Annotated in this window: 29 protein-coding genes and 1 pseudogene; 16 read left to right on the top strand and 14 right to left on the bottom strand. The window is 58.5% G+C overall.

What is annotated here, in order from left to right; all coding sequences use genetic code 11:
- Positions 1–20: 20 nt before the first annotated feature.
- From B4V06_RS02965 to B4V06_RS02950, 4 genes are all read right to left on the bottom strand, one after another.
- A complete protein-coding gene (locus tag B4V06_RS02965) occupies positions 21–1,022 on the bottom strand; it encodes a DUF63 family protein (RefSeq protein WP_142980868.1) in 1,002 nt (333 codons plus the stop codon).
- Positions 1,019–1,243, bottom strand: coding sequence for a DUF7123 family protein (locus tag B4V06_RS02960; protein WP_080508364.1), 225 nt, complete (start codon positions 1,241–1,243; stop codon positions 1,019–1,021). The genes B4V06_RS02965 and B4V06_RS02960 overlap by 4 nt, the downstream gene beginning before the upstream one ends.
- 17 nt (positions 1,244–1,260) lie before the next feature.
- Positions 1,261–3,867, bottom strand: coding sequence for a heavy metal translocating P-type ATPase (locus B4V06_RS02955; protein ID WP_310909316.1), 2,607 nt, complete (start codon positions 3,865–3,867; stop codon positions 1,261–1,263).
- 93 nt (positions 3,868–3,960) lie between these two features.
- Positions 3,961–4,551: an AsnC family transcriptional regulator gene (locus B4V06_RS02950; protein WP_310909315.1), complete on the bottom strand. Its 591-nt coding sequence runs from the start codon at positions 4,549–4,551 to the stop codon at positions 3,961–3,963.
- A 132-nt stretch (positions 4,552–4,683) separates the two neighbouring features.
- On the opposite strand from B4V06_RS02950, the gene B4V06_RS02945 reads away from it, so the two are divergent.
- The 4 genes from B4V06_RS02945 (at position 4,684) to B4V06_RS02930 (ending at position 9,097) form a co-directional block, all read left to right on the top strand.
- Positions 4,684–4,881, top strand: coding sequence for a heavy-metal-associated domain-containing protein (locus tag B4V06_RS02945; RefSeq protein ID WP_058365418.1), 198 nt, complete (start codon positions 4,684–4,686; stop codon positions 4,879–4,881).
- A 123-nt stretch (positions 4,882–5,004) separates the two neighbouring features.
- Positions 5,005–7,377 carry a copper-translocating P-type ATPase gene (locus B4V06_RS02940; RefSeq protein ID WP_498167328.1) on the top strand — a complete coding sequence of 791 codons (2,373 nt, stop codon included), beginning with the start codon at positions 5,005–5,007 and terminating at the stop codon, positions 7,375–7,377.
- Positions 7,378–7,382: 5 nt separating this feature from the next.
- A complete protein-coding gene (locus B4V06_RS02935) occupies positions 7,383–8,000 on the top strand; it encodes a methyltransferase family protein (protein ID WP_498167326.1) in 618 nt (205 codons plus the stop codon).
- Positions 7,997–9,097 carry a succinylglutamate desuccinylase/aspartoacylase family protein gene (locus B4V06_RS02930; protein ID WP_498167323.1) on the top strand — a complete coding sequence of 367 codons (1,101 nt, stop codon included), beginning with the start codon at positions 7,997–7,999 and terminating at the stop codon, positions 9,095–9,097. The genes B4V06_RS02935 and B4V06_RS02930 overlap by 4 nt, the downstream gene beginning before the upstream one ends.
- Positions 9,098–9,356: 259 nt before the next feature.
- Here B4V06_RS02930 and B4V06_RS02925 read toward each other — a convergent pair whose 3' ends face one another.
- From B4V06_RS02925 to B4V06_RS02910, 4 genes are all read right to left on the bottom strand, one after another.
- Entirely contained in the window at positions 9,357–9,992 is a 636-nt protein-coding gene (locus B4V06_RS02925) for an adenylate kinase (RefSeq protein ID WP_487331461.1), read from the bottom strand.
- A 59-nt stretch (positions 9,993–10,051) separates the two neighbouring features.
- Positions 10,052–10,552 carry a CBS domain-containing protein gene (locus B4V06_RS02920; RefSeq protein ID WP_310921675.1) on the bottom strand — a complete coding sequence of 167 codons (501 nt, stop codon included), beginning with the start codon at positions 10,550–10,552 and terminating at the stop codon, positions 10,052–10,054.
- Between the two features lie 179 nt (positions 10,553–10,731).
- On the bottom strand, positions 10,732–11,460 hold the full coding sequence (budC, locus tag B4V06_RS02915) for a meso-2,3-butanediol dehydrogenase (protein WP_119713009.1): 729 nt from the start codon (positions 11,458–11,460) through the stop codon (positions 10,732–10,734).
- A 72-nt stretch (positions 11,461–11,532) separates the two neighbouring features.
- Positions 11,533–13,005, bottom strand: a complete 1,473-nt coding sequence (locus B4V06_RS02910) for an ABC1 kinase family protein (RefSeq protein ID WP_498167319.1) — start codon at positions 13,003–13,005, stop codon at positions 11,533–11,535.
- A gap of 415 nt (positions 13,006–13,420) precedes the next feature.
- Between B4V06_RS02910 and B4V06_RS02905 the strand changes: the two genes are divergently transcribed.
- Positions 13,421–13,741, top strand: a complete 321-nt coding sequence (locus tag B4V06_RS02905; protein ID WP_119712794.1) for a YHS domain-containing protein — start codon at positions 13,421–13,423, stop codon at positions 13,739–13,741.
- A 4-nt stretch (positions 13,742–13,745) separates the two neighbouring features.
- Here B4V06_RS02905 and B4V06_RS02900 read toward each other — a convergent pair whose 3' ends face one another.
- The 3 genes from B4V06_RS02900 to B4V06_RS02890 are packed head-to-tail and all read right to left on the bottom strand — an operon-like array spanning position 13,746 to position 15,335.
- A complete protein-coding gene (locus B4V06_RS02900; protein ID WP_498167316.1) occupies positions 13,746–14,678 on the bottom strand; it encodes an alpha/beta fold hydrolase in 933 nt (310 codons plus the stop codon).
- A 27-nt stretch (positions 14,679–14,705) separates the two neighbouring features.
- Positions 14,706–14,981, bottom strand: coding sequence for a DUF7521 family protein (locus tag B4V06_RS02895; RefSeq protein WP_211087819.1), 276 nt, complete (start codon positions 14,979–14,981; stop codon positions 14,706–14,708).
- 3 nt (positions 14,982–14,984) lie between these two features.
- The gene (locus B4V06_RS02890) at positions 14,985–15,335 is read right to left on the bottom strand and encodes an ArsR/SmtB family transcription factor (protein ID WP_144927678.1); all 351 of its coding nucleotides are present in this window, start codon (positions 15,333–15,335) and stop codon (positions 14,985–14,987) included.
- Positions 15,336–15,446: 111 nt separating this feature from the next.
- Here B4V06_RS02890 and B4V06_RS02885 point away from each other — a divergent pair, with 111 nt between their 5' ends.
- Together B4V06_RS02885 and B4V06_RS02880 are read left to right on the top strand one after the other, a co-directional pair.
- Complete coding sequence (locus B4V06_RS02885; protein WP_498167311.1) at positions 15,447–16,013, top strand: DoxX family protein; 567 nt, start codon at positions 15,447–15,449, stop codon at positions 16,011–16,013.
- Positions 16,014–16,043: 30 nt separating this feature from the next.
- On the top strand, positions 16,044–16,433 hold the full coding sequence (locus B4V06_RS02880) for an SHOCT domain-containing protein (protein WP_277524671.1): 390 nt from the start codon (positions 16,044–16,046) through the stop codon (positions 16,431–16,433).
- Between the two features lie 118 nt (positions 16,434–16,551).
- Here B4V06_RS02880 and B4V06_RS02875 read toward each other — a convergent pair whose 3' ends face one another.
- Positions 16,552–16,845 (bottom strand): PadR family transcriptional regulator, encoded by a 294-nt coding sequence (locus tag B4V06_RS02875; protein ID WP_277524667.1) that lies wholly within the window; start codon positions 16,843–16,845, stop codon positions 16,552–16,554.
- Between the two features lie 127 nt (positions 16,846–16,972).
- Here B4V06_RS02875 and B4V06_RS02870 point away from each other — a divergent pair, with 127 nt between their 5' ends.
- The 8 genes and pseudogenes from B4V06_RS02870 (at position 16,973) to B4V06_RS02835 (ending at position 21,721) form a co-directional block, all read left to right on the top strand.
- Entirely contained in the window at positions 16,973–17,140 is a 168-nt protein-coding gene (locus tag B4V06_RS02870) for a DUF1931 domain-containing protein (protein WP_277524665.1), read from the top strand.
- Positions 17,141–17,215: 75 nt separating this feature from the next.
- Positions 17,216–17,776 carry a TATA-box-binding protein gene (locus B4V06_RS02865; RefSeq protein WP_277524661.1) on the top strand — a complete coding sequence of 187 codons (561 nt, stop codon included), beginning with the start codon at positions 17,216–17,218 and terminating at the stop codon, positions 17,774–17,776.
- A gap of 84 nt (positions 17,777–17,860) precedes the next feature.
- On the top strand, positions 17,861–18,904 hold the full coding sequence (gene xseA / locus B4V06_RS02860) for an exodeoxyribonuclease VII large subunit (RefSeq protein ID WP_277524659.1): 1,044 nt from the start codon (positions 17,861–17,863) through the stop codon (positions 18,902–18,904).
- Positions 18,905–18,906: 2 nt separating this feature from the next.
- Positions 18,907–19,089, top strand: a complete 183-nt coding sequence (xseB, locus tag B4V06_RS02855; RefSeq protein WP_277524657.1) for an exodeoxyribonuclease VII small subunit — start codon at positions 18,907–18,909, stop codon at positions 19,087–19,089.
- A gap of 311 nt (positions 19,090–19,400) precedes the next feature.
- A pseudogene (locus tag B4V06_RS02850) lies at positions 19,401–20,372 on the top strand (phage NrS-1 polymerase family protein); the annotation flags it as partial.
- Between the two features lie 74 nt (positions 20,373–20,446).
- A complete protein-coding gene (locus tag B4V06_RS02845; RefSeq protein WP_123115086.1) occupies positions 20,447–20,887 on the top strand; it encodes a DUF8030 family protein in 441 nt (146 codons plus the stop codon).
- 220 nt (positions 20,888–21,107) lie between these two features.
- Positions 21,108–21,398: a DUF8069 family protein gene (locus B4V06_RS02840; protein ID WP_498167304.1), complete on the top strand. Its 291-nt coding sequence runs from the start codon at positions 21,108–21,110 to the stop codon at positions 21,396–21,398.
- Entirely contained in the window at positions 21,398–21,721 is a 324-nt protein-coding gene (locus B4V06_RS02835; protein WP_498167302.1) for a DUF7558 family protein, read from the top strand. The genes B4V06_RS02840 and B4V06_RS02835 overlap by 1 nt, the downstream gene beginning before the upstream one ends.
- Positions 21,722–21,886: 165 nt before the next feature.
- On the opposite strand, the gene B4V06_RS02830 is transcribed toward B4V06_RS02835, so the two are convergent.
- Together B4V06_RS02830 and B4V06_RS02825 are read right to left on the bottom strand one after the other, a co-directional pair.
- Positions 21,887–22,699 (bottom strand): DUF6036 family nucleotidyltransferase, encoded by an 813-nt coding sequence (locus B4V06_RS02830; protein WP_498167299.1) that lies wholly within the window; start codon positions 22,697–22,699, stop codon positions 21,887–21,889.
- Positions 22,696–23,619, bottom strand: a complete 924-nt coding sequence (locus B4V06_RS02825) for a helix-turn-helix domain-containing protein (RefSeq protein WP_498167296.1) — start codon at positions 23,617–23,619, stop codon at positions 22,696–22,698. Before B4V06_RS02825 ends, B4V06_RS02830 begins: the two co-directional genes overlap by 4 nt.
- A 732-nt stretch (positions 23,620–24,351) precedes the next feature.
- Here B4V06_RS02825 and B4V06_RS02820 point away from each other — a divergent pair.
- A complete protein-coding gene (locus B4V06_RS02820; RefSeq protein ID WP_498167294.1) occupies positions 24,352–25,248 on the top strand; it encodes a DNA-binding protein in 897 nt (298 codons plus the stop codon).
- The last annotated feature ends 170 nt before the right edge of the window (positions 25,249–25,418 follow it).

Raw genomic sequence — 25,418 nt, 5'->3', positions numbered from 1 at the left:
ACCAATCTTTGAGACCATCGTTAAGCTCCCAACAGCATCCGAAGTGATCCCCGAACGCCCATCGGAAGTCCGATCGCTCCGATGAAGAACGTCATAAGCCACCACCACGTGTGATTCATCTCCTCTTTCGCATCAGCGAGATACCACACGATGCCGACAGTCACGACAAGTTTCAGCACGAACGTCGATCCGGAGAATCCAGTCGCCTGGTACACGAGATTCGTGACGAACAACTTGGGGGAGTAGCCGATGAACGTCACACCGATGAGGTTCTGCGCAGCGTCCCACAGCTGGCCAAAGACGGCCAGCAGAATTAGCGGGTGTCGAAGGTGTGTGACGTTGACGAAACTCGCGCCCCAGTAGTAGAGCGCGGTCACTCCGAGAGCTATTCCCGTCGTCGCGACAGGAACCCATAGGCGAAGTGGGGTCGACGTCGAGAGGCCGTGCCAAACTGCCCACCCGACGGCACTGACAGCCCACACCGACCCGACAAGCCCGACTGTTAGCGGGATAGAACCGATATTTTGGTCACGCACGAGTGCACCGACGCCGAGCGCGAGGACGGTGATAGCGGTGACGACGAAGTAGATCGACGGCGTAATGAACCACACCGCGTAGTCTCCCAGCAGGCCGATGTCCTCAAGCGCTCGCATCGCGCCGCCGGCGATAATGATCGGAGCGAATCCGTAAGCCAGGCGTGCGTCGAACGTGACATCGAGCTGGTCGAGATACGCCCGCAGTCCGGGGAGGCTGTACACGACCGCCGCGAGGTAGGTTACCGTGTTCACCGCATTGTAGCCCCGGACAGCACGAATCCCCTCGTGCGTGACTGGCTGACTAACGGCGTCGGCGACGACTGGCCCCCAGAGGTACTGCCAGATGAACCGGTCGTAGACCAGCGTCGGGAACACAAGGAGGCCCGCACCGACGAGGACGAGCGGGGCGAGCAGGTACAGCGCCCACCACTCGCGTGAGCCGGTCTCCGGAAGGACGGTTTCGACGCGTCGGGTGACAGTACTCACGACTCGTTCACCTCCAATCGCCACGTCGTACTCTTCGAGCGCCCCCACTGTTCGAGTGAGACGTTTGAGAGGTCGTCCTGAAGTTGGCTGAGGTACTGTGCAACGGCCTTCGGCGATCCGTCAAGGTCGCCGGCGATCTCGCGAGCCCGGAGGTATGTCGGTTCGCTACTGGCTGTCTCGACGAGGTACCTCCGAACCGTTTGGCGGGAAATATTTGACATTGATATAGAGGTGACGTTCAGCGGAGGCGACCGAAGAGCTTGTAGTCGTGATCGGGGGTGTACCGCCGGAACAACAGGCTGTTCGTCAGCACCGACACGCTGGAGAACGCCATTGCTGCTGCAGCGAGTACGGGCTGGAGCAGGCCGAGCGATGCTAACGGGATCATCGCCGTGTTGTAGCCGAGCGCCCACACGAGGTTCTGCTTGATCTTCTTGAGTGTCGCGTCCGAGATCCGGATCGCCTTCACCACGTCGAGCGGATCATCGCGCATCAGCGTAAGGTCCGCAGCCTCAATGGCGACGTCCGTGCCGGAGCCGATGGCTGTCCCGACGTGTGCGACCGCGAGCGCCGGCGCGTCGTTGACGCCGTCACCGACCATCATCGCCTGCCGACCCTCGTCCTGAATACTGTCGACGGCGTTGGACTTGTCCTCGGGAAGGACCTCTGCTCGGACATTCTCCGGATCGATACCGACCTGTTTGGCGACCGCACGAGCAGTTCGTTCGTTGTCGCCCGTAATCATCATCACGTCAACGCCCCGTTGTTGTAGGGCCGTAACGGCCTGCTTGGAGCTCTCTTTGATTGTGTCGGCGTCAGCCACTACACCAACCAGTTCGCCCTCGAAAGCGACGAGCATCGCCGTCTTCCCCTCGTTTTCGAGGCGTTCCATCGTCTCTTCGGCGGGAGACGGGTCGATGTCGTTGTCTCGCAGCAACTTGCGGTTGCCGACCAGCACCTCGCTGTCACCAATGACTGCTTTGATCCCGTGGCCCGGAACGTTCTCGAAGTCGTCAGGCTCAGTCACGTCCAGACCGCGTTCTTCGGCCCCTTCGACGATTGCCCGCGCGAGGGGGTGTTCGCTTCCGCTTTCTGCGATCGCCGCCAGCCGCAGCACGTCGTCCTCTGAGAGGCGGTCACGAGTGCTGAGCTGTCCACCATCTGGTGTCGGCTCGCCCCCGTCAGTCACCGCATTTCCATCGCCATCGAAGACGACCACGTCGGTCAGTTCCATTTCACCCTTCGTGAGGGTGCCCGTCTTGTCGAAGACGACCGTGTCGACGTCTTTCGCGCGTTCGAGGATGTCACCGCCCTTGAACAGGACGCCGTTCTGGGCCCCAATGGTCGTCCCGACCATCGTCGCCGCGGGCGTCGCCAGCCCCAGCGCACAGGGGCAGGCAATGAGGATCGAGGACGCGAAGACGATGATTGCGAACTCGAAGACGGTGACCGTGCCGCCCGCCGCTGCCGGGCCGCCCGCCACCTGCCCCCATAGCGGGAGCCAGTCAACGAAGCCAGCCAGCACCTCCGGGAACAGGAACCAAATAACGCTCCAGAGGATAGCGTTCGCGATAACTGCCGGCACGAAATACGCCGAGATGCGGTCTGCTAGATTCTGGATATCTGGCTGGCGCGATTGTGCTTCCTTGACGGTCTGAACGATTTGCTGGAGGGCAGTATCTTCGCCGACGTTAGTGGCCTCCACGAGAAGAACGCCGTTCTCGTTAATCGTCGAGCCGACGACCTCATCTCCCTCCTCTTTTTCTACAGGGACAGACTCACCGGTAACCATCGACTCGTCGACGGCGGACTGCCCGTCAACGACGACCCCGTCGGTTGGGATCTTCTCACCGGGGCGGACTTTCATCTGGTCACCCGTTGTGACCTCTTCAAGTGGAATCTCTTCCTCACTACCATCCTCACGGACAATGGTCGCCGTTTCGGCTTCCATTTCGAGGAGCTTCCGGAGGGCCTCGCCCGCTTGACCCTTTGAACGAGCTTCGAGATAGTTACCGAGCGTAATGAACACGAGGATGAGGGCTGCCGTGTCGAAGTAGAGCCCACCCGCGATGAGTTCAGCAAGGACTGCCACAGAGTATAGATAGGCCGTTGTCGACCCGATCGCGATCAGCACGTCCATGTTGGCGCGGCCATTCTTCACGATCGCCTTGTACGAGTTCTTATAGAACGGCCAGCCGAGGATCGCCTGTACCGGCGTGGCGAGCAGGAACTCGACCCAGCCGAGTTCCACGCCGAAAACGGTTTCAGGGACGAACACGCCACCGAGAAGATAGCTGTCGATGAGGAAGAAGAGCAGTGGAACTGATAATACTGCCCCAAAGAGGGTTAGCCTGAGCTGTTTCCGTATCTCAGCCTGGCGGGCGGCATCACGCGCATCCTGCCCCGAGCCCTCATCGCCACTGTCTTCGCGAACTGGCGAATAGCCGGCGTCTTCGATGGCATCGTACAGCGCATCGAGAGACACCTCTGCCGGATTGTAGGTCACCTGCGCCTCGTCAGTCGCGTAGTTTACCTCCGCGGTAATGACTCCGAGTGTACTTTCGAGAGCAGTTTCGTTAGTTTCGGCGCAGTTGGCACACGTCATATCGGAGATGGCGATGGTCACCGTCTCCGAGACTGCACCGTAGCCCGCCTCGTCGATTGCGTCGTAGATTTCGTGAAGCGATACTGTCTCGGGATCGTAGGTAACAGACCCCTCATCGGTGGCGAAGTTCGCATCCGCCTCCGATACCCCCTCAAGTGATTCGAGAGTGTCCTGAATCGTCGCCGAGCAGTTGGCGCAGGACATTCCCGTAATGTCGAGATGTATTGTTTGGCTTGTCATGCTCGTATTACTATACGGGGTCTATATTTACGCGATTTACTGTTTCGAGAGGGTGGTTATTGGACCCGCGAAAGTTTGAAATCTAAAAGGATACTACGCCCCTTCTTCGAGTCGCTGATAGCGGTCTTCGAAGCGTGCGAGACAAGATGGACAACAAAAGTGGTAAACCTCGCCGTCAATCCGTGTTGTCTCTCCTTCAGTATCGACGGTATTGTTACATTCAGCACAAGTAAGGGCAAACTCGGCACCATCAACGGATGGCGTCCATTCCATTGCGTCGATTAGCGTGACCGTATAATCTGCTATATTGATCTCATCGAAGAGTCCATTCATCCACTGACGAACGTTATGAGCTTCGACACGTGCGTAAAACCAGAGATCCCCCTCAGAGGTCATGAAGACGTGTTCGACACCATCTGACTCTCGGGCCTGCTTGCGGGCTGGTTCCAGCGACTCAGATCCAATCTCAGCCTGAATGAATACCGGAACACCAGCTCGCAGTTGTGCGCGATTCACGTCGATGGTGAAGCCGTTGATGATATTGGCCTCCTCTAACCGTTTCACGCGGTCTGATACGGCTGGCCCCGAGAGATCCACCTCCTCACCGATGCTGCTGAACGGGCGTCGCGCGTCCTCTGCTAGTAGCGAGAGGATCTCCATGTCTGTCTCGTCTAAATCACGCATATCTCCCCATTGAACCCCCGAACCACAATATTGTTTCCCAACTCCAAGCTTTGAATGCCATTTCACGTCCAAGATAGACTTTGGATTCGAAGCAGAAACTGACAAAGATTCCCCTCCCGTATGTACCAGTGTATGACGCAGACCATCACTGTCGAAGGAATGACCTGCGGTCACTGTGAACAGACAGTCGAAGACGCGCTTCGAGAGGTGAGTGGCGTGACCGACGCGACCGCCGACCGCGAGGCCGAACAGGCGAGCGTCGATGGCGATGCTGACATCAAAGCACTCGTCAAAGCCGTCGAAGACGCTGGCTACACCGCCTCCGCCTGAGAAACGACAAAACGCACGCCAACGAACGCCCCGCCGTTCTCGTTCGATTCTGGCCCTCTCGATTGCGCCGCGCAGTATCAGGGTTTGGACAGCATAATAAGGGACGGCACCAATACCCACGCCATGAGCAACAATCCAGACCACGAGACATCCGAAAATCCCTCTAAAGAGGGGCACCCCTCGCATCAATCCGAAGGACCCGTCTACTGTTGTCGAATTTGCCGATTGAAAGCAGATGCTGAAGCGCGAGCAACAGCCCACGCGTCATCCGAGCCGGAGTCCAAACTCCCGAAGGACGACACTCACACTGCGGCAGACGCCACCACGGAGTCCGAATCCACGGACGAACACGCACATAACGACCACGAAGCCGAACACGCGCACCGCCACGCTGCGGCCGAGCACGCTCACTCTACAGAAGCAGAGCACGTACACGACGAGCACGACCATGGTGGTAACGCCCACGAGAAGGGACACGGGGGTGGAAACGGGGATCACAGCGATCACACGGATCACTCAGGCCACGAGGCGATGTTTCGGCGGCGGTTCTGGGTGTCGCTCGTCCTCTCGATTCCGGTCATCGTCTTCAGCGAATTCATTCAGGACGTCTTCGGCTATACGGCCCCTACGTTCCCCGGGAGTACGTGGATAACGCCGGTACTTGCGGTCGTGATCTTCGCGTACGGTGGCGTGCCCTTCCTCTCGATGGCCCGGACGGAGCTGAAAAACCGCGAGCCGGGGATGATGATGCTCATCTCGCTGGCGATATCGGTGGCGTTCGTCTACTCGATCGCGAGTCTGTTTCTCGAAGGGACGACACCGTTTTTCTGGGAACTCGTCACGCTGATCGACATCATGCTGCTGGGCCACTGGGTGGAGATGCGGTCGGTCCGGGCGGCCTCGGGGGCGCTCGACGAACTGGCGAAACTCATGCCCGACACTGCCGAGCGCATCACAGAGAGTGGGGATACCGAGGAAGTGCCCGTCTCCGAACTCGGCGAGGACGATGTCGTGCTCGTTCGCCCGGGCGCGAGCGTGCCTGCCGACGGCGAAGTCGTCGAGGGCGAGTCGTCCGTTGACGAGTCGATGATTACCGGCGAATCCAGACCAGTTGGGAAGGAGCCCGGATCAGAGGTGGTCGCCGGGACGGTCAACCAGGACGGGAGTCTCCGCGTCAAAATCACGAAGACTGGCGACGAAACGGCGCTTGCGGGCATCATGCGACTCGTCGAAGAGGCCCAGCAATCCAAATCTCGAACCCAGTTGCTCGCCGACAAGGCAGCTGGCTGGCTGTTCTACATTGCACTCGGCGTCGCGGCGATTACGGCCGTCGCGTGGGTCGTCGCCACCGGGTACAACATCACCGTCCTCGAGCGCGTCGTGACGGTCCTGGTCATCGCGTGTCCCCACGCACTTGGACTTGCCGTCCCGCTCGTGGTCGCGATCAACACTTCCACGGCTGCCCAAAACGGGATGCTCATCCGCGACCGCATCGCCATGGAGGAATCCCGAAATCTGGACACGGTGATGTTTGACAAGACCGGGACCCTCACGAAGGGCGAACAGGGCGTCGTCGGCGTTGAGACGGCAGGCGACTGGACTGAAGAGCGAGCATTCGAAGTCGCCGCTGGTGTCGAGGGTGACTCCGAGCATATGATCGCTCGCGCCATCCGAGACGCCGCCGAGGAACGGGATATCCAGCGAGCGAAGGTTTCGAACTTTGAGAATTTCCGCGGTCTCGGCGTCAGAGCCACTGTGGACGGCGAGACGGTTCATATCGGTGGACCGAACCTGATTGAGAAATTCGGTATCGAACGATCGGACGGCATCGCTGCCTTCGCGGAGGAAGCCGGCTCGAACGCAGAGACGGTTATCTACCTGGTTCACGACGAATCCGAAGTCGTTGCAGCATTCGCGTTAGCGGACGTTATTCGGGAGGAAAGCCGGCAGGCCATCGAGGCGCTACACGCGATGGATATTGAGGTGGCAATGCTCACCGGCGACTCCGAAGACGTTGCACGGGCTGTCTCGGAGGAACTTGGCATCGACCAGTACTTCGCGGAGGTACTCCCCGACGAGAAGGATACGAAGGTCGAACAGCTCCAGTCCGAGGGGAAACTGGTCGCGATGGTCGGCGACGGCGTCAACGACGCGCCCGCGCTCACACGAGCCGACGTCGGTATCGCCATCGGTTCTGGGACTGACGTCGCCATCGAGTCGGGCGATATCATCCTCGTCGACAATAATCCGGTGGACGTAGTGCGGCTCATCAAGCTCTCGAAGGCGAGCTACCGGAAGATGCAGGAGAACCTTGTCTGGGCGACCGGCTACAACGTCTTCGCCCTCCCGCTCGCGGCAGGGATTCTCGCGCCTATCGGAATCCTCCTGTCGCCAGCGATCGCCGCGGTGTTCATGTCGTTGTCGACGATCATCGTTGCGATTAACGCCCGTCGCCTCCGCAACACCGATATTTCCGTGCCCAGCGTGAGTGCGTGATCGCCATGCCATTCGATACGTCACCGGTGTGGTTCAACGTCGGTCTCCTATCCGGGGGACTCCTACTGGGTGGCCTCCTTGCCACCATCGTCAGTCCGACATTCCGGTTCTGGCCGCACGGGACGCGAAACTGGACGTTCTGGGTCAGCTGGACCGCCTGGACGCTATACGTCGTGGGTCTGGTCGGCATTGCATACCTCGACTGGTGGCACTGGTACGAACCACCGGTGGTGGTGCAACTCGTCTGTGTGCTTGTTTTCGTAGCAGGCACAACGCTGTCTATCTGGGCGATGTGGACACTCGGATTCTGGGAGAGCAGTGGTCTCGAAGGCCACCTTCAAACTGAGGGACCGTATCGCTTCTCTCGCAATCCACAGTATGTGGGGTTCATCACCATGCTCGCCAGCGGAGGCCTCCTCGCAGGTTCGATTCAAACGGTCATTCTCGTTATCGGTGGAATCCTGTGGTTCCTGCTCGCACCACTAGCCGAAGAGCCGTGGCTCCGCGAGCAGTACGGGGGTGAATACGAGTCATACTGCGAGGCGGTTCCACGATTCCTGGGTAGAACCAGTGGACGTGCAGCGCAGGCACATTCAGAGCAGTCCGAGAGTGATTCTCAATGACTGGACCCGCGACACAACCGATTGAGGTCGGCGGCCGAACCATCTCACCCGGAGAGAAGTGCCAGTTCCGCTATTCGGTGGGAACAAGTTTCCACGGCGACCGGATCGACATTCCGGTCACGGTCGTCAACGGAGACAATGATGGCCCGGCGATGTTCCTCAGTGCTGCCGTGCACGGCGACGAACTGAACGGCATCAAGATCGTCCAAGAGGTCGCAGAAACCTACGGTCCCCCGGACATCCACGGGGCACTCGTCTGCCTCCACGTGCTGAACGTCCCGGGATTCATGGCCCAACAGCGCTACATCCCGATCTATGACGAGGACCTCAACCGGTCGTTCCCCGGGAATCCACAGGGAACGATGGCAAAACGTCTCGCCCATACTATCTTCGAGGAGTTCGTCTCGAAGTGCGACCTAGGGCTGGATTTCCACACCTCGACGCGCAACAGGACGACGATGTATCACGTTCGGGCAGATATGCGCGACTCTGACGTCGAACGCATCGCCCGTACATTCGGAACGAGCGTGATTCTCGACGGTGAAGGCTCAAACGGGACGCTCCGAAAGGCAGCATCGAAGACGGGGGTTCCGACTGTAACTGTGGAGATGGGGCGCGCCCACAGGTTCCAATCGACGCATCTCGAACGCGCCCTTCACTGCGTGGCGAGTGTCCTCGCTGAACACGAGGTTCTGCCAGATCGACCGGTCTCTTGGCCTGGCTGGACGCGTGTGGTCGCACGCGACGGTGAGAAGACGTGGCTTCGTGCTGCCACCGGCGGACTCGTCGAGATGAAGTGGGGCCCACAGCCACTCGTTGAGGGCGGGGAACAACTGTTCACTATCTCCGATCACTTCAAAGACGAAGTCGAAGTCGTTCGTGCACCGTCAACTGGCCTCGTCGTCGGTGTCCTCGAGAACGCAGTCGCGTACCCAGGGCATCCGCTGTGTCACTTCGTGAGCGTCGACGAAACGACCGCAGACATCATCCAGGACGACATCGAGCGGGGTGAGTTCGATGTCTACCGTGAGGGTGGTTTCCAACGGCCGGAATATGGTGAGAGCGGTGAGTATGAAGGACGAGATCCGCTCTCTTGACGGGCCAGCGTCTGCTGACAGGCTCTTCATCGGTTCGGAGAGCCCCCCATAATTGCCTACTGGATCGTTCTTCGGCCAATAACCGTTCCAAGTTCTAATTCGTACGGTATGATGGTCGGCTTTTATCGAACATCGTCGAGATCACCTCAGCAAGATCGTGCCCTCTCAACTACAGACTCGCCGGGTGCCAGTGTGTAAACTGTACAGATCTGCTAGGTGATGCCCGGTATAGTAACGCTCACCCCGACTTTTTCGCGACCTATTGCGCGTTTTCAACCGCTTTCCTTACGTCAACCCAGACTTCATCAGGAGACTGTTTTCCGTCGACACGTTCCAGTTGACCTCGTTCTTCGTAGTATTCAATAACTGGTTCAGTGGTCTCACGAAATACACGTAGACGTTCACGGACTGTCTCCTCGGTATCGTCATCCCGCTGCTCAAGTCGTCTTTCAACTTCAGGATCTTCAGGCGGACTGTATTTTATATGATAAGTGTGCCCTGTTTTTGGGTCTATACGGCGACCCGTGAGTCGTTGAACAAGTTCCTCCTCGTCTACGTCAAGATATAGAATAACGTCAACGTCGGTCATATTATTGAGTTCCTCAGCCTGTTCTACGTTGCGGGGATACCCATCCAGAACAAAGCCATTGACTTGCGATAGAGCCTCTTTAACGAGCAGAGTGACAACCTCGTCCGGAACAAGCTCACCTTGATCCATATATGTGCGCGGGACATCATACTCTGATTCAAATTCTGAAATATCCCTGTCCTTATTTGCCCGAAGGAGCTCCCCGGTAGTGATATGCTTTACATTAAACTCCTCAGAAGCCTTTCTACTCTGCGTCCCCTTTCCTGCGCCTGGTCCACCGAGGATTAGAATCCGTGGTTCGGCCATGTCTCTCTTTTGATGTCAGTCACGAAAAAGACACGTATCGAGAGTCTCAGATGCGGAGGTTACTTTCTCTGGGACTCTGACCGGATGATCCCGGAGAGATTGTCCATCTGTGCGGAGACATGGGCAGCTTCTCCCGCGAGGTGAGTGATGAGATCGTCAAGGGTGACGATCCCCACAACTGAGCCATCTTCGACAACGGGAACATGGCGGGCAGCCGCCTCGTTCATTTGTCGCAGTACCCTCGGTACCTCCGCCTCAGGCGTTACGGTGAGGGGGTCGGAGGTCATCACATCTCCGGCGGTTATGTTGGATTCGCTCTGATCCGTTGCGAGAACGTTGAACTCACTATCTGGCGTGAGGAGCGCGCCAATCAAATCTCGATCTGTAATGATGCCCACAAGCTGGTCGTTTTCTTCCACAACGACGTAGCGGGCACATTTGGTTTGCGCGACCATCGTTTGGGCGACCTCTGCTACCGACGTATCCGGAGTAACGCGACCAACTGACTCGTCGGCGATACTCCCAACACGTAGTGTGAGATCGGATCGATTCTGTTCCATACTGGGGGATTGGTTAGAGAGACTAAATAATATGGCGGCAGTTCCTCACTTCAGAGAGGCAACGCAGGGAGTTACGGTGCTTGCCTTCGGTAGATAGTAGCACGTTTTGCGCTGCTACTATCCGACTGGTCTCCCGCGTAATGTTGGAACCAAGTGTGGTGAATGTGCGACCGTAGTTACTAGTGGGCAGTCCAGCCTCCGTCGACAGGAATGTTTGTGCCTGTGATGTACGTCGCCTCATCAGAGGCGAGAAACATCGCAATGCCGCCGATCTCCTCGGGTTCGGCCACTCGCTGCATGGGTGTCTCGTCTCGGACGAACTCGTAGAACTGTTCCTGGTCGAGGTAGTCGTCTGTCATCGGCGTTTCAACGAATCCAGGGCAGATACTATTGACACGTATCCCTTCTGTGGCGTAGTCGATGGCGAGCTCTCGTGTGAAATTCACGACACCACCTTTTGCTGCCGAATAGGCAGGTGATCCAGGACCACCAACGAGGCCATAAATCGACGCGACATTAATGATGCACCCCTCACTGTCTTTGAGATACGGGATCGCCGCTCGCGAGCCGTACATAACCCCTGTGAGATTAATTTGAATGACCGTATCCCACTCTTCGAGCGACATTTCTTCGATGGACCCTACTTGGCCAATTCCAGCGTTGTTTACGATTGCGTCAAGCTGTCCGTATTCGTCAACCGTACTGTTGACGAGGGTCTCTACCTGCTCATACTCCGTGACGTCACATTGGTGGAATTCACAGCCGAGTTCTTCGGCAGTCTCTCGGCCGGTTTCTTCCGTGCGACCTGCGATAACGACTTCGGCTCCGTAATCAATGTACTTCGAAGCAATTGCTTTGCCGATCCCGGTTGCACCACCAGTGATGATCGCAACTTTATCTTTGAGCATATCAGGTACTTCGCATAGACGCCACAAAATAGTTTGAGGCGTCGTGGGGGTACTCCGTATTCGAGATACCAGTTATCGACGCTGTTGCCTTGATGAATGAATGAATAAAATGGTGAAGCCGAGTGCGACGACGATCCCAACAGTAGCAGAGATCTGACTTACGGATAATGCGAGACCACTCGCTACAAATGTTCCTCCTGCGAGGATGGCGTACCCGATCGAACGAGTCTGCCGTCGTTGGCTCTGTGCGATCTCCTGAGGTATCACTGTGCGTTCCTGTTCTCGTGCGTCCAGTTCACGATCCAATTTCGTGGGTAGCCGGAGGAGGGCCCAGAGGGAGGTTTCGATGTCGGACTGAGCTTCGGCGAGTTTCATCCGGGCTGCTCGCTGGAGGAAGCCGTGTTCACGGAGGAACGCCTGCGCAGCTGCGAGGATATTGAACTCGGGATCGAGCTGTCTAAGAACACCTTCACCGATCGATCCCACCCGAATGACTAACATCACGTCTGGCGGGATACGAAACGGAAACTCTCGGAGCATTCCGACGACCACGTCGATTATCTGCTGCCAGTTCACATCACCACTCCCTTCGAGGTCATCGAAAACTAACTCGAGAACGTGGCCGACGGCGGCCCTGTCGGCGTCGGGATCGAGTGCACCAAGGGCGACAAGTTCGTCGATAATGGATTCGACATCCCGGTTGACAGCGGCCAGATAGAGGTTGATCACGCTCGCTTGCATCGCCGGCGTGAACCGACCGCTCATCCCGAAGTCGTAGAATACGATGCGGCCATCATCGTCGACAGCGAGATTTCCAGGATGGGGATCGCCGTGGTACACACCGTGATCGAGTCCCATCGTGAAGTAGGCATTCGCCACTCGTCGGGCGACGTTCTCCGGATCGTAGCCCTTCGCTTCGAGTTCCTCGAGGTCAGTAACCTTCGTTCCCTCGGCGTACTCCATGGTGAGGACACGTTCGGAGCAGACGTCACGAAATACGCGTGGGATCGTAACGGTCTCATTCTCGTCGGCAGCGAAATTTTCCCGAATCTCCTCCATCATCTGGGCCTCTCGCTCGAAGTCCAGTTCCTCCAGAATGATGCGCTCAAAGTCGTCCGCCATGTTCCGGAGTGAGAAACTGAACCGATCAGGTGCGAGAAACAGTGCAAGGGGAACGAGGCGACGAATAATGCGCAGATCGGTCTCGATGAGGTCCTTGATTCCGGGGCGTCTTACTTTCACGACCACCTGTTTTCCCTGATAGGTCGCCCGATAGACCTGTGCTAGCGATCCGCCGGCGATGGGTTCGGGATCGAAGTCGTCGTACGAGTGATACCCGACGTCTTCGGCGAGAGCCGGAATCATCTCTCGATACGGACCCGCCGGGATCGCATCTTGGAGCACTGCGAACTCCTCCGCGTACACTTGCGGAACGAGATCTGGGCGCGTCGAGAGAACTTGGCCGATCTTTACGAACGTCGGCCCAAGGTTGAGCATCGCCTCCCGTAGACGGCGGGCACGCTGCTCGTGCTGGTCCCGTGGCACAATGCGTGACCCACCGACGATCAGAAACCGATGCCGATCACGGAGAAAGCGTAGGATGAACGGGGTGAACGTCCCAAGAATACGAATTAGACGGAGAAGAAATCGAACCATGGGCGTTGTCATAGAGTTCTTCCGACGGCCCTTAATACGTGCCCGTCGACCTACTTCGAAATACCCAATCGGCTTGGAGACGGATCTGTGAACAGAATGCCGAGGGATCCCGTCTGCGGTATGCAACTCAGAGTTGACGAAGCGGTAGCTTCAGTCCGGCACGACCAGGTGACGTACTATCTCTGTAGCGAAGAATGTCGACAGCGCTTCGAGAAACAGCCCGCAGTATACACCGAGTAGGGAGCCTACGCACAGTAGCAAATGGCCGACTGACGTTTATGGAAGGGCGAGGCGTACTGCCAGTATGCCAGTTGAGCCGGTCTGCGGTATGGAAGCCAGCGACTCAAGCGAAATCACCGCCGATTTCGAGGGGACGACGTTCTACTTCTGTTCGTCCGACTGTCGTGATTTCTTCGAAGAGCACCCGAAGCGATTCGTCGACGAGCCACGACCCCACCTCTGTGATGCGAGTGGCGTAATGGTACCGCGCTTGCACTACGGCCGCGCCGTCGGTGAGTTCAACCTGACGGTCGCCGACCCGGAATTGCTGAGCGTCGGTCTCGAGGACGATACCGACCTTCAGTTCGATCTCGAACGGGCGAATAAAGCAGCAGAACGATCGTGATTCCTTAGCGAACTTCGGATACTTCGCTACCGTTTTCGTCGACCGATTCTCGAACCGTCATTTCCAAATCCCGGTCCTCTCGAACCGTCTTGATGAGTGCTTCAAGCAGACTGTTATACGCATTCGGGCGCTCAATCATAGCGACGTGACCGGTACGCTGTAGCCTGCAGAAAACGCTCTCAGGAATCCGCCTCGCGGTTCCGCGTGCCCGCTCGATGGGAACAATACCGTCGGCTGGTCCGTGGATGACGAGCGTTGGGGCATCGACTCGCTCAATATCGAGGCGACCGTCGTACCCCCAGAAGGCCTCGGTGACAGTCGTCCACGCTGAGCGACGGTGGGGAAGTGGGTTCGATTGCAGGAAATCTTCGACAACGGCACGTGACGTCCCTTCGTGGAAGCCTACGCTGTAGGCTAACTGCCGTATGAGCGCGTCGTTCGCGGGAATCTTGTAGAGTTGTAGTGCGAGAAACAGTCGTAAGAGCGGTTTCTCCCACGTGGGTGTTAGGTCGTGGTCACCCCCAGCATGCAAAACGAGCCCGGCCGTCGGGTTGCGCTTCGCGTACTCGATTGCGAGGGCGGTACCATAACTGTGGCCGTGGACGATAGGGCACTCGATGTCGAGTTCATCGAGGAGATTCGCGAGATCGGAAACATGTCCCGAAAGGGTCTGCTCTTGGCGTGTGGTCGATTCTCCGTTGCCGGCGAGCGCGTACGTGACTAGTTTGTGCCTCCCTTTAAAAGCGTCAAGCTGTGGGTACGGATTCCAAAGTGACCCGAGACCACCGTGGACAAATACGATTGCTGGGTCTGGACCAGGAAGATGCAGTGTCTCCAGTGTGACTGATTCTGACACCTGAATGAGTGTCGATTCTGGGACCGACTCTCGAACATCGTCGAACTTGACGTATCCCAGAGGGAAGTCAGATGAGGACATACCGAAACACTTTGTCGAGTGGGATATTCAGGGATTCGGCGCATAGAGCGCATACAGGATGGAAAGCATTCCCGCCGCCGCGACTAGTGCAGCCACGAGACCCGCCTGAAAGATCGATACCTGGAGCAGTTCGAATAGAACTCCTTCAAGGAGTCCACCGAGGCCAATTAGTGCGAACCCAAGGGCGACGTAGAGCATCAGCTGTGTTCCGTGGCGTTGGTAGCCGCGATAGGCTTGGTACGCGATAACCAGAGCCAACGCGGTCATGAACAACTTGGCGATGACGAATAATGTGTGTTCCATGAATCAGTCTCCCCGCATGTTTTCAAAGATGGAGGTGATCCGGTCCGCGGGATCCGGCCGGACATCGATCTGGATGTCAAACCCCTCGTCTTGGAGGAGGACTTCGATACGTTCGAGACGTGCCTCATACTCCCGATAGTGCCGACCAGCGGGATCGACGTGCGTGTACTCTTCGAGAAGTCCTTGCTCGACGAGTGTGTTGACGCGACGAGAGACGGTTGGGCGTGACATATCGCATTCCTCGCTGAGTTCTTTTGCAGAGAGTCGGTCCGTGTTCGTCGCCACGAGAATATCGCGAGCGTACTCGTCGTCGAGTGTGGCAAAGACGGCTGGTGGGCTCAACTCCTCAGTCACACTCGCATACTCGTCCTAGTGGGGTAAAATAGCCGCCCGGTTTTCTGACTCAGAACACTGGCTCACCGGTATATCGTCTCTCCCTGCCTACACTCACTCGGTGAAGTAACAATGTCTACGATTCCCTCTGGAGTCAACCAGCTAGAGAGCAAGGTCGGCGGACTGACCATCGGTGGTCGTGTCCACAGCCTGAGCGCATGGTTCGTGCTCGCGCTACGGCTCATGATGGGCTACGCGTTTGCGTACTCGGGATTCACGAAGATCGTTGCCGCCGAGCCGTTCTCGGCGGGTGGCTATCTGGCGAACGTCGCGGCGACCAACGGCAACCCCCTCGCGGGACTATTCGCGTGGATGGGTTCGACCCCGTGGTTCGTCGAGTTCGCGAACGTCGCCGTGCCGTACGGCGAGCTGTTCATCGGTCTCGGACTGCTCGTCGGCGCGTTCGTCCGCCTCGCGGCGTTCTTCGGCGCGCTCATGATGGTCATGTTCTACTTCGGGAACTGGGACATCGCTCACGGCGTCATCAACGGTGACTTCGCGTACATGCTCGTGTTCCTCGCGGTTGCGGCGTTCGGTGCGGGCCGCATCCTCGGGCTCGACAAGTACATCGAACAGTACGAGGTCGGCGGCGAGGCACTCGTCGAGCGCTACCCCGTCCTCGAGTACATCCTCGGCTAACCACGCCGAACCATTTCAGGAGAAATATACATGACAAACTCAATTCAACCACGCGGTACTCGTTCCCTCGGACTGATCGTCGTCGGTGCGCTGACGGTCGCGGTTATCGGGGGTATGGCCCTAACGCACGCAGCCGTCCCGGACGCGGTGATGTGGGACTGGCACTACGGAATGTGGGACGACGGCCACATGACCGGCTGGGGGCTATGGGGATGGGGCATGATGCTGTTCGGCCTCCTCTGGATGGCCCTCATCATTGGTCTACCCATCTATCTCGTCTATTGGTTGGCTACCCGATCTCAGACTGACGGGCCCGCCGAGGATAGAGCCCTCGTGACTCTCCGTGAGCAGTACGCCCGCGGTGAGATCGACGACGAAGAATTCGAACGCCGCCGTGGCCGCCTCACGACGAATCGCTAACATACGTCGCTACCGAAGAGGAGAGCTACTACCGACATCATCCGAGATGGAAATCACACCCATCGCGGATTTTCAGATAATTCATGGACAATGGAGTAGCTGATCTGTACGAGAGAACCTACGCAGGCGCAGACTCTCCAATCTCGATGTACTGATGCTCCCACTCACGGCGGGCTTCGATTTCACGGCGGCCGCGCCGCGTGAGCGTATAGACGTTCGTCCGCTGGTCTTTCTCGCCTTTCTCGACGAGGCCCTTCTCGACGAGCGTATCGAGATTCGGGTAAAGTCGTCCGTGATGGATCTCTTTCTCGTAGTAATCCTCGAGTTCCTCCTTGATGGCGAGGCCGTGGGGTTCCTGGAGGCCAGCGATCACGTACAGGAGGTCGCGCTGGAAGCCGGTCAGGTCGTACATCGTCCCGCTCACTGATACGAAGCACTATCGCATACGTCTGTTGCCCCTCAAAGCGCAGTAAAACCCCACAGATACTGAATCAGATACCTGTATGTTTATACAGAGGACGGGAGAAATGTCGCTGCGTATGGCAGACCTGATCGTCAAATCGGCCGTGAAAGAAGCGCTCAATGACCACAACGTCTCGGCGGATTTCTACGAGGCGCTGGACGATGAGGTAACTGAAGTGCTCCAAGATGCAGCCCGGCGTGCCGAGGCAAACGATCGGAAAACTGTCCAGCCCCGCGATCTCTAGGTCGCTCGGAACGAACTATCCCTCTGCTCGAATTCACTCCCTGTTTTAAGATGTTCGTGACTGGAAGGTACAGCTATGAGTGTCACAACCGAGTCAATTCAAGTTGAGAACGTGGTTGCATCGTCCGATATCGGCCAGGAACTCGATCTTGAAACGCTCTCCGAAGACCTAGGGGCGACCGACTACGATCCCGATAACTTCCCTGGTCTCGTGTATCGGATGCACGATCCAAAAGCCGCAGCACTCATCTTCCGCTCGGGGAAAGTCGTCTGTACAGGTGCGAAAAGCGTTGACGACGTTACGACCGCCCTTGAGCACGTCTTCGACGAACTCCGCGAGTTGGGCGTCGATGTCGCTGCTTCTCCGGCGATTGAAATCCAGAATATCGTCTCAAGTGGCGACCTCGACCACACACTCAATTTGAATGCCATCGCTATCGGCTTGGGGCTCGAACACATCGAATACGAACCCGAACAGTTCCCCGGACTCGTCTACCGGCTCGACAATCCGGACGTCGTCGCGCTCCTCTTTGGCAGTGGGAAGCTCGTCATCACTGGCGGCAAGCAACTTGATGACGCCGAACAAGCCCTCACGAAGATCGAAGACCAGCTCAACGATCTCGGGCTACTGGACTGATTTGGGGACTCAAACCAGGTCGTCGGAGGCGCCGCCACTGGGAGTACATTTTTGTCTCTCCTACTCACTTTTTAAGTCGGATCGATGGCTGATGCTGAACGCGAGGGAGATGAAGTTCGCTCCGGGGATGTTCTTTCAGTGCAGGAGCTGAACGAGCGGATTGCATCGGCTATCGAAGAAACGTCTGCCCTCCACAGTGTCCGCTGTATCGGAGAAGTTACCGATCTCCACCAAAACAGTACTGCGCTCTATTTTACGCTCACGGATGGCGAAGCCGAGCTCCCCTGTATGATCTGGGCGAACCGCTACCGGGATATGGACGCCGAACTCGAAGACGGAACCGAGGTCATCCTCGAGGGCGATATCGAGTACTGGGTCGAAGGTGGGAAAATCGACCTCAAACCGTGGGAAGTGATCGTCGTCGGCGACGGCGACCAGGCGGCTGCCGTGGAGCGACTACGAAGCGAACTCGAAGAGCGTGGCTGGTTCGACGACGAACAGAAACAGCGCCCGTCGGCGTTCCCGGAGCGAGTCGGTGTTGTCACTTCTCTCCGAGGAGACGCCCGGTACGACATCCAGAACGCGATCCACGAGCAGGATCCAACCGTCGACATCCTAGTGAAGGACGCAACCGTCCAGGGATCGGAGGCGCCGACGTCCATCGCGAACGGCATCCACCATCTGGACCGCTCGGAGGACGTCGACGCGATCATCGTCGGCCGCGGCGGTGGGAGTGATTCCAACCTCCAAGCCTTCAACACCGAGCGGGTCGCGGAGGCGATCTTCACCGCCAATACCCCCGTAGTCACCGCGATTGGACACACCGATGACCGGCTCATCGCGGACCAGGTGGCGGACGTCGCGACGATCACGCCGACCGCCGCCGGCGAGTATATCGTGAGTTCTCGCGAGGAGTTCCTTGCGAGTGAGGTCGAACCGCTGGAGCAGCAACTCGAGGCTGCGTACGAAACTTTCCAGCAGGAGCACGAACACGAACAGGAACTCGTCGAAGCTGTCGACGAGGCGGCCGCACCCGAGGGCCTCCCGCCGGTCTACTACAAGACCGCAATCGCTGTGCTGCTGTTGCTGTTGTTGGTCATCACTGGGCTTTGGCTGGGGGTGATCTAAGCGTGGCAAACGATCAAGAGATCCATGACCGGCTGACCCGTGTCGAAGAAATCATTGAGCAGCTCGATGCGGACGAGTGTGGCCTCGATGAAGGTACAAGGCTCCACGAGGAAGGTCGGGAACTCTTGGCCGAGGTGCGAGAAATCCTCGACAACGGGCGTGGAGACGTCGTGGAACTCGAGTAGAATCCCATACCAATATTAACCAACAGCCAACGGCATCTAACTCCATTGTTGGTTAACGGAACCCTTGCAAGGTGAACGAGCTCTCGGATTATAATTTACTTTAGATTTTTGCGCCAGTTGGTGGCCAGAAAGCATATACCGATCTTCTAGCTATCGCACCACCATGGACCGGGGCTCAACCGGTGCATACCCACCCCGCACATATGATCACACGGGCAGTCACCATCGAAGACATCGATGATCTGTATCTGACGTGGAACAGCCATATCAACGGTTCCGCCCTCTATCGCCGCGCCCTCCGAGACGAGATGGAGCTTCGCGACGTCGACGACGCGGCACTAGACATCATCGAGCGCCTCGACTCCTATACGGAGGTGTCACCGTCCGGCACCGGCTATCACGTCCTCATCAGGGGCGAACTTCCCGACGGGCGGAACCGTCGCGGGAGCATCGAACTGTACGACACGGCACGCTTTTTCACCGTCACTGGCGATCACGTCGAGCGGACACCAACGTGCGTTGCACGTCGACAGGACGCGCTCAGAGCGATTCACCGTGAGTACGTTCAGGAGACAGAGCGTGACACGGCAGCAGAGTCCGAACAGCGTGGTAGCACTGACGACGAGTCACCGACGCCCGGTGGAGCCGCCGTTGACGTCGACCTCGAAGACGAGGACCTCCTCGAGAAAGCGCGGAATGCATCGAACGGCGAGAAGTTCGAGCGGCTCTGGAACGGGAACACAGCCGGCTACGACAGCCAGTCCGAGGCCGACATGGCGCTGTGCTGTCTGCTGGCGTTCTGGACCGGCGGCGACCGGACGCAGATGGATCACCTGTTTCGCCAGTCAGGATTGCTTCGGGAGAAGTGGGACGAGGTCCACTACGCTGATGGGTCGACGTATGGGGAGAAGACCATCGAGCGAGCAATTGCGACTACTTCGGAGTTCTACGACCCGGACGCCGGCGACGATACCGCAGATGATATCTCCGCCACATCGTCTCCAGACGTCGGCGCTGCTGACTCGGAGCGGAGTCGCGCGTATCTCGCCGAGAAGAATCAGATCTTGAGCGACCGCGTCGACGAACTCGAGGCGACACTCACGGAGAAAACCGAGCGCATCGACGCTCTCGAAGCGGAGGTCAAGCGACTCACTGACGAACTCGCCACCCGTGGCCAAGAGGAGGAGTGCCAGGGCGAGCACGCCGCTACTACGAGTGAGAACAGTAGTGAGTCAGAGTCATCCTCACTGTTGGGTCGGTTATTCGGCGGTCGCTCCAAGTAGCGTTGCGACCGCAGCGGCACGTCTGTCACCCCCGCCAGGGGGCGGTGGGGTACATCACGTGCCCCCGATAGACGATGGCTTCGGAACGTACGACCCAAACGCAGACGGTACAGCAAGCAGCAACCAACTCCGACGGGGAGGCTCCGTGGGCAGACCTCGAGGTGGCGATCCCGAACGACCGCGATCACGCGTCGCTCGTCGCGCTCGTGGAGTGTGCCCTAATCGAGCTGACGCACGAGCACGTGGGGGCAGTTGTCGTCACTCACCAGGTCCGGGGGACAAACCGCACGCAGTACGTCGCCGTCGACGACGTCAGCGAGCAGTTCCAAAAGCGGCACTTCGACGCCCGGCTGGGCTGGCACGAGACAACCGTTCCTCGGGAGATCGTTCGCGACGAACTCGTCACCCAGCTCACCCGGTCGGCAGCCTCACAAGCGGAACGCACACGAGAAGCAGCAGCCAGCGAGCCGGACACGTTCACCGTGAAGCCGGTTCAGGAACTCCGGACTCCATAGGCCACACTCTTAACCAACACTCGGGACCAGTTCTGTCGAAGTGTTGGTTAACGACGTTGCCAGAATTCATGCCCTCAACCCCCGCCCACCGCCCTATCCCTCCGCGACGTTGCCGTTTTCGAGTATCGCGACCCAGGGTCGGACTGACGCCCTCCGACTGGGCTGTTTATCGGCGCCGGGAGGCGTGCAACGCGCGAGAGCGTGCGCGGCGTGATTCACCATGGTTGGTCCCGATCCTCACGACGACACGAGTGCCGACCACGAACAGCTCGAAACCGAACTCCTCGCACAGGACCGTGACGCCGCGAGCGTCGCGACCGCGGACGTCGACGACGCAACGGCCCGCAGCCTAGTCGACGACCTCATCGACGCGGACGTCGTCACACCCGTTCCCGAGGATCGCGTTCTCGTTCACGAGCCGAGTGTTACTACCTTCGACTCGACGACGCAATTGGCCGTCTTCCACCGTGGCTGGACGGCCGGCCGCGACGCCGACACAGAGGCGGAGTAATGCAGCAGACGCTTACAGGGTGTGCGTTCTGCGACGCTCCGCCCAGCACCGAGACTGGTGAGGCCCACACCTGGGGGGAAGATGAGCGGGTCACCCACCCTATCTGCGTCGACTGCGCGATCCAGATGATGCCGGATCCCGACGAGCGCGATCGCTACGCCTGCGATGGCTGTGGGCTCGTCGTCGACGCCCTCGCGGCGCTCACGCGCTTCCGTGTGGAACTCGGCCATCTCGAGGGGCCGCTGCAGCTGTGTGCGCGATGTAGTCCTGGCGGGCCCGCGACGTACTGGACGCACGACCTCGATGAGCATCTCGTTGAGTGAGACATGTTGCCGACGCTTACACCGTTTCCATGGAGGACCTCGTTGACGAAGTCGACGTCGCGCTTGACCGCGACTAATGGGGAGTCTCCCTATCCATGGATAGGGAAAGAATCCAATAAGCCGCACCGCTTGGCATTACGCCACAGATTCCGGTATCCCTCGCCGTCAGATCGTCGTCGAAAGACGCTCGATGCGATCAGCGGTTCCCTTGACTGCGTCTTTCTCCTCGAGACGACTCACGATATCCTGTAGTTCAACCGTGGTGTAATCGAGTTCCTGCTGGAGGGCAGGCATAGATTTCGGTTCGTCGAGGGCGTGAAACACTTCGAGTTCCTCGTATACGCGCTCTGTAATCTCCGCGACCGGCTCATGCAGGGGTGTCCTCACGTTGTGTTGCTCGGTGAGATCGGCCAACGCCTCGTTCACGTATGTTACGAATAGCTCTTGATCCAAGAGGTCGATCTGCGCGGCGAGTTCTGCTTCGACGACGTCGAAATCGAGGTCAGTCTGCAGCAGCGAAAACATATCTTCGATATCGTCCACCCGTCCGGCGACCGCCTTGAATAGGAAGATGTCCTCTGGGCTCACGAGTTCGACCACCAAGTTGCTGGGGTTGAGGTACCGCTCGCTGCGCTTCCGAATCCCGTCAGAAAGAACCAGTTTATCGATTACCTGCTGGTGAAAGATGTCGATTCGACACCCATCATCGTTCTCGAGGATTCGCTGAGCACCGAGCGCTTCGTATTCTTCGTCCGGTTCCCGAACGATATCGTAACCAAGTTCGAGCAGTACTGCTTGGAGCTGCCCGAGGTCATCACCGGATGCGACGATGAGATCGATATCCTTGGTAGTGGTCTTGAGATCCTGGAACGCCATTGCCCCACCGCCGATCAAGAAGACAGTGAGCGGGTCGTCTAGCTGCTCGCCGATGCGCTCGAGTTCCGACCGAATGTACGAACTGTCGAATCGCGCCCTCATGCTGACACCCCGTAGTCCTCAGCCAATTCTTGGAACTCTTCCCACTCGGGAAGTCGAGATGCCCGCTCCTCGCCACTCGTGTCGAGATACGTGAGCAAGTCCTCGACGAGATCGTCGACGCCGTACTTTGTGGCCTGGTCACGCAGTTCGTCACGGTCGACGTCAACGTGGCTGAGCAGGAGCAGACAGTATGACTGGGTACGTGCGCCCGAATCGATTACGAGCATATGACAGCACAGCATCGCCGGCGAGAGATCATTCATCGTCTCTGAATGGAAATAGTACCGACGGTCGCGGGCCAGAAGGGGCAGGTCGTAGGTCTGAAAACGCTCTGGCCCCGTCGAAAGGAAGTCCTCGGCGGTAATCTCATCTGCGGTCTGGACGAGGAACTCGTCGAGTGACTCCCAGAGAATCGTGTAGGTGTCGGTGTGTTGTTCGACGGTCTGGCGATGGTCGTGGTGAACGAGTTCCCGAGCAAGCGTACTCAGTTGTTCGAATCCCTCGTTCAGCACATATGCATCCTCGTCAGTTTCGTAGATGATCCCTCGATGCTGAAGTGGATCGAGGGCGCGATGGACAGTACTCCTGTGAATGTTGGCCCGGCGTGCGAGCTCCATTACGACCCGCGGTGTTTCAAGATAGTAGAGAACGCGGAGCGTCGCACCTGACAACAGTTCAGGCCAGTCGATGTGCGAATACTCTTGGGTGATGTCTGCGAGGAGTTCGAGTGCTTTCGCGTCCGATGGCCGGATTTGCTTTGTTTTCCCTTGTCGACGCGTCTCGATGAGTCCGGTCGCTTCGAGACGATCGACAAGTTCAGACGTGTAGCTGAGACTGCGGTCCAACTGGGTCGCAAATTCGGAGACTGTCTGCTCACCGTGAAGGACGGTGAGCGCACGAACCTCGCCTTCGGTAAGCATCTGTTGCGTAGATACGAATCGATATTTAAATAACTTCGCTATCTCGCAACGAGTATAACTGACTCAGCTGAGGTTGCTGGGTGAGCAACACGATGAAGGCCCTCGGCCGTTCACGGGCGGCGCGCCGCCCGTTAGCTCGGGAGAGCTTGCTTTCCCGGTGACCGAGACGGCCTCGCCCTTTCTGAGTCCACCAGGACGTCAGCTGGATCGCCGAGTGTCGCGGCCGGCTGACAAGTGTGTCCGTTATGGCCCGCCCCGCTCGCCGCGTTCCGCCCTCCGCGTCGCTCGCGACCGACCATTCCGGGCGTGCGGGCGCTCTCCGCACCGCCCGCGCCCGTTCCGGGCTAAAATGGATGTGCCCTCGACGCCAGCGGGTATCCCCGTCGGTTGCGCCCCTTGCGGGCTTTCGCGTTCCAGCGCTTTGTGCCGCCTGCGCTGTCGCGCGCCACACCGCGGCGCGCGTTCTCGGCGACAGTCGCCCTGGACACGGACCCGCACATCGGGCCGGACACGAACGGGCATATCCCGCTGGCCGCTCGCTCCGGGCGGGTCGGCGCGCGGTGCTGGTTGAGTGGCCTCCTCGGGCGCGCTCTCGCTCGCGCCCACAGGGCGCTCGCGAAGGCGCGAGCGAGAGCGCGCAGATGGTTCTGTCGGTCGTTGTCGTCGAGGAAATCCGCGATGTTGTAGCATCGCGGTGTCGGGCGCGTGAGCGCCTTCAGGAGCTGAACTCCAATGTCGAGTAAGAACGTCTTCAGTAATGAGGTTTCGGTCGATGAACAGGCTTTCGAGAAACACGATGACGTCGAGGTCGACGAGGACGGCTTCGAAGTCGTCGACGAGACCCCGGAGTTCCGGGCGACAGTCGACATGGAAGTGCAGGCGAAAGTCGATTCCAATCATCCAGATGCGCGGATCGAGGAAGGCCCGGATCACATGTTCGGGAAGACCCTCGAACAGGAAGAGCGCATCAAGGCACGAGAGGCTGAGTTGGAACACATCAGTGCCCAGGCAGAACTCAGTCAGCAGGAGGGGCGTGCGAAGCGGACGCGAGACGTCGCAGCGAAGCGAAGCGCTGAGCGGCGTGTGAAGTTCCAGAAGCGGGCAGCGAGCGTGAATCCGATGGCTGACCCGGAGCGAGACGATCCTCGTGCAGAGCTCACGCAGGAGCAGTTGGCGGCGGTGAACAAGCAGTCGATGCGACTGGCGGAGAAGCTGGATGGCTGGTCGCGAGCAGCGATTGGCCGGCGGTTGGGTGAAGCCGTCGTCGGTGGGAAAGACCTAACGAGTGCAGTCGTCGGGGTGTTCGAGGAGTTGCAGACGGCGCCTGGGACGGTGATCCCCATTGGGAAGCTCGAGGACGTCAATCGCAAAGAGGTGAGCATCGAGGGTCGAGTCGAAGTACTCTGGGATGCGGACTCGCCGGCCATCGCTCAAGTCGGGCTGATCGCAGACGACAGTGGAAAAACGAAGGTGACGATCTGGGAGAAATCAGATGCGCCGTGGATTGAAGAGGGCGAGCAGGTGCGTATTCACAAGGTAGCCCGGAACTGGTACGAGGGGCGCGTCTCACTGGCTGTCACTGGGTGGAGCACGATTATGTTCCCTGAGCGCGGTCGGTGGTGGGAATAGCCGGTCGGCGCACCCCTTTTTTGCTGGTGTGTACGCGGTCACCGCCACCTCCCACCACCTCCACGGTCCGGGCTGCTCACGGCGCTCACGCGCCGTTGCGCGGCCGGGCTTTCGCCACCGCAGCCCATCAGTGTCAGCGCTGTCCCGTGTGGTGTGTATGTGCCCCCTGA

Source organism: Halorubrum sp. B53 (assembly GCF_059752395.1).
The sequence above is the reverse complement of the archived record's forward strand: the minus strand, read 5'-3'. Positions and strand labels throughout refer to the sequence as shown.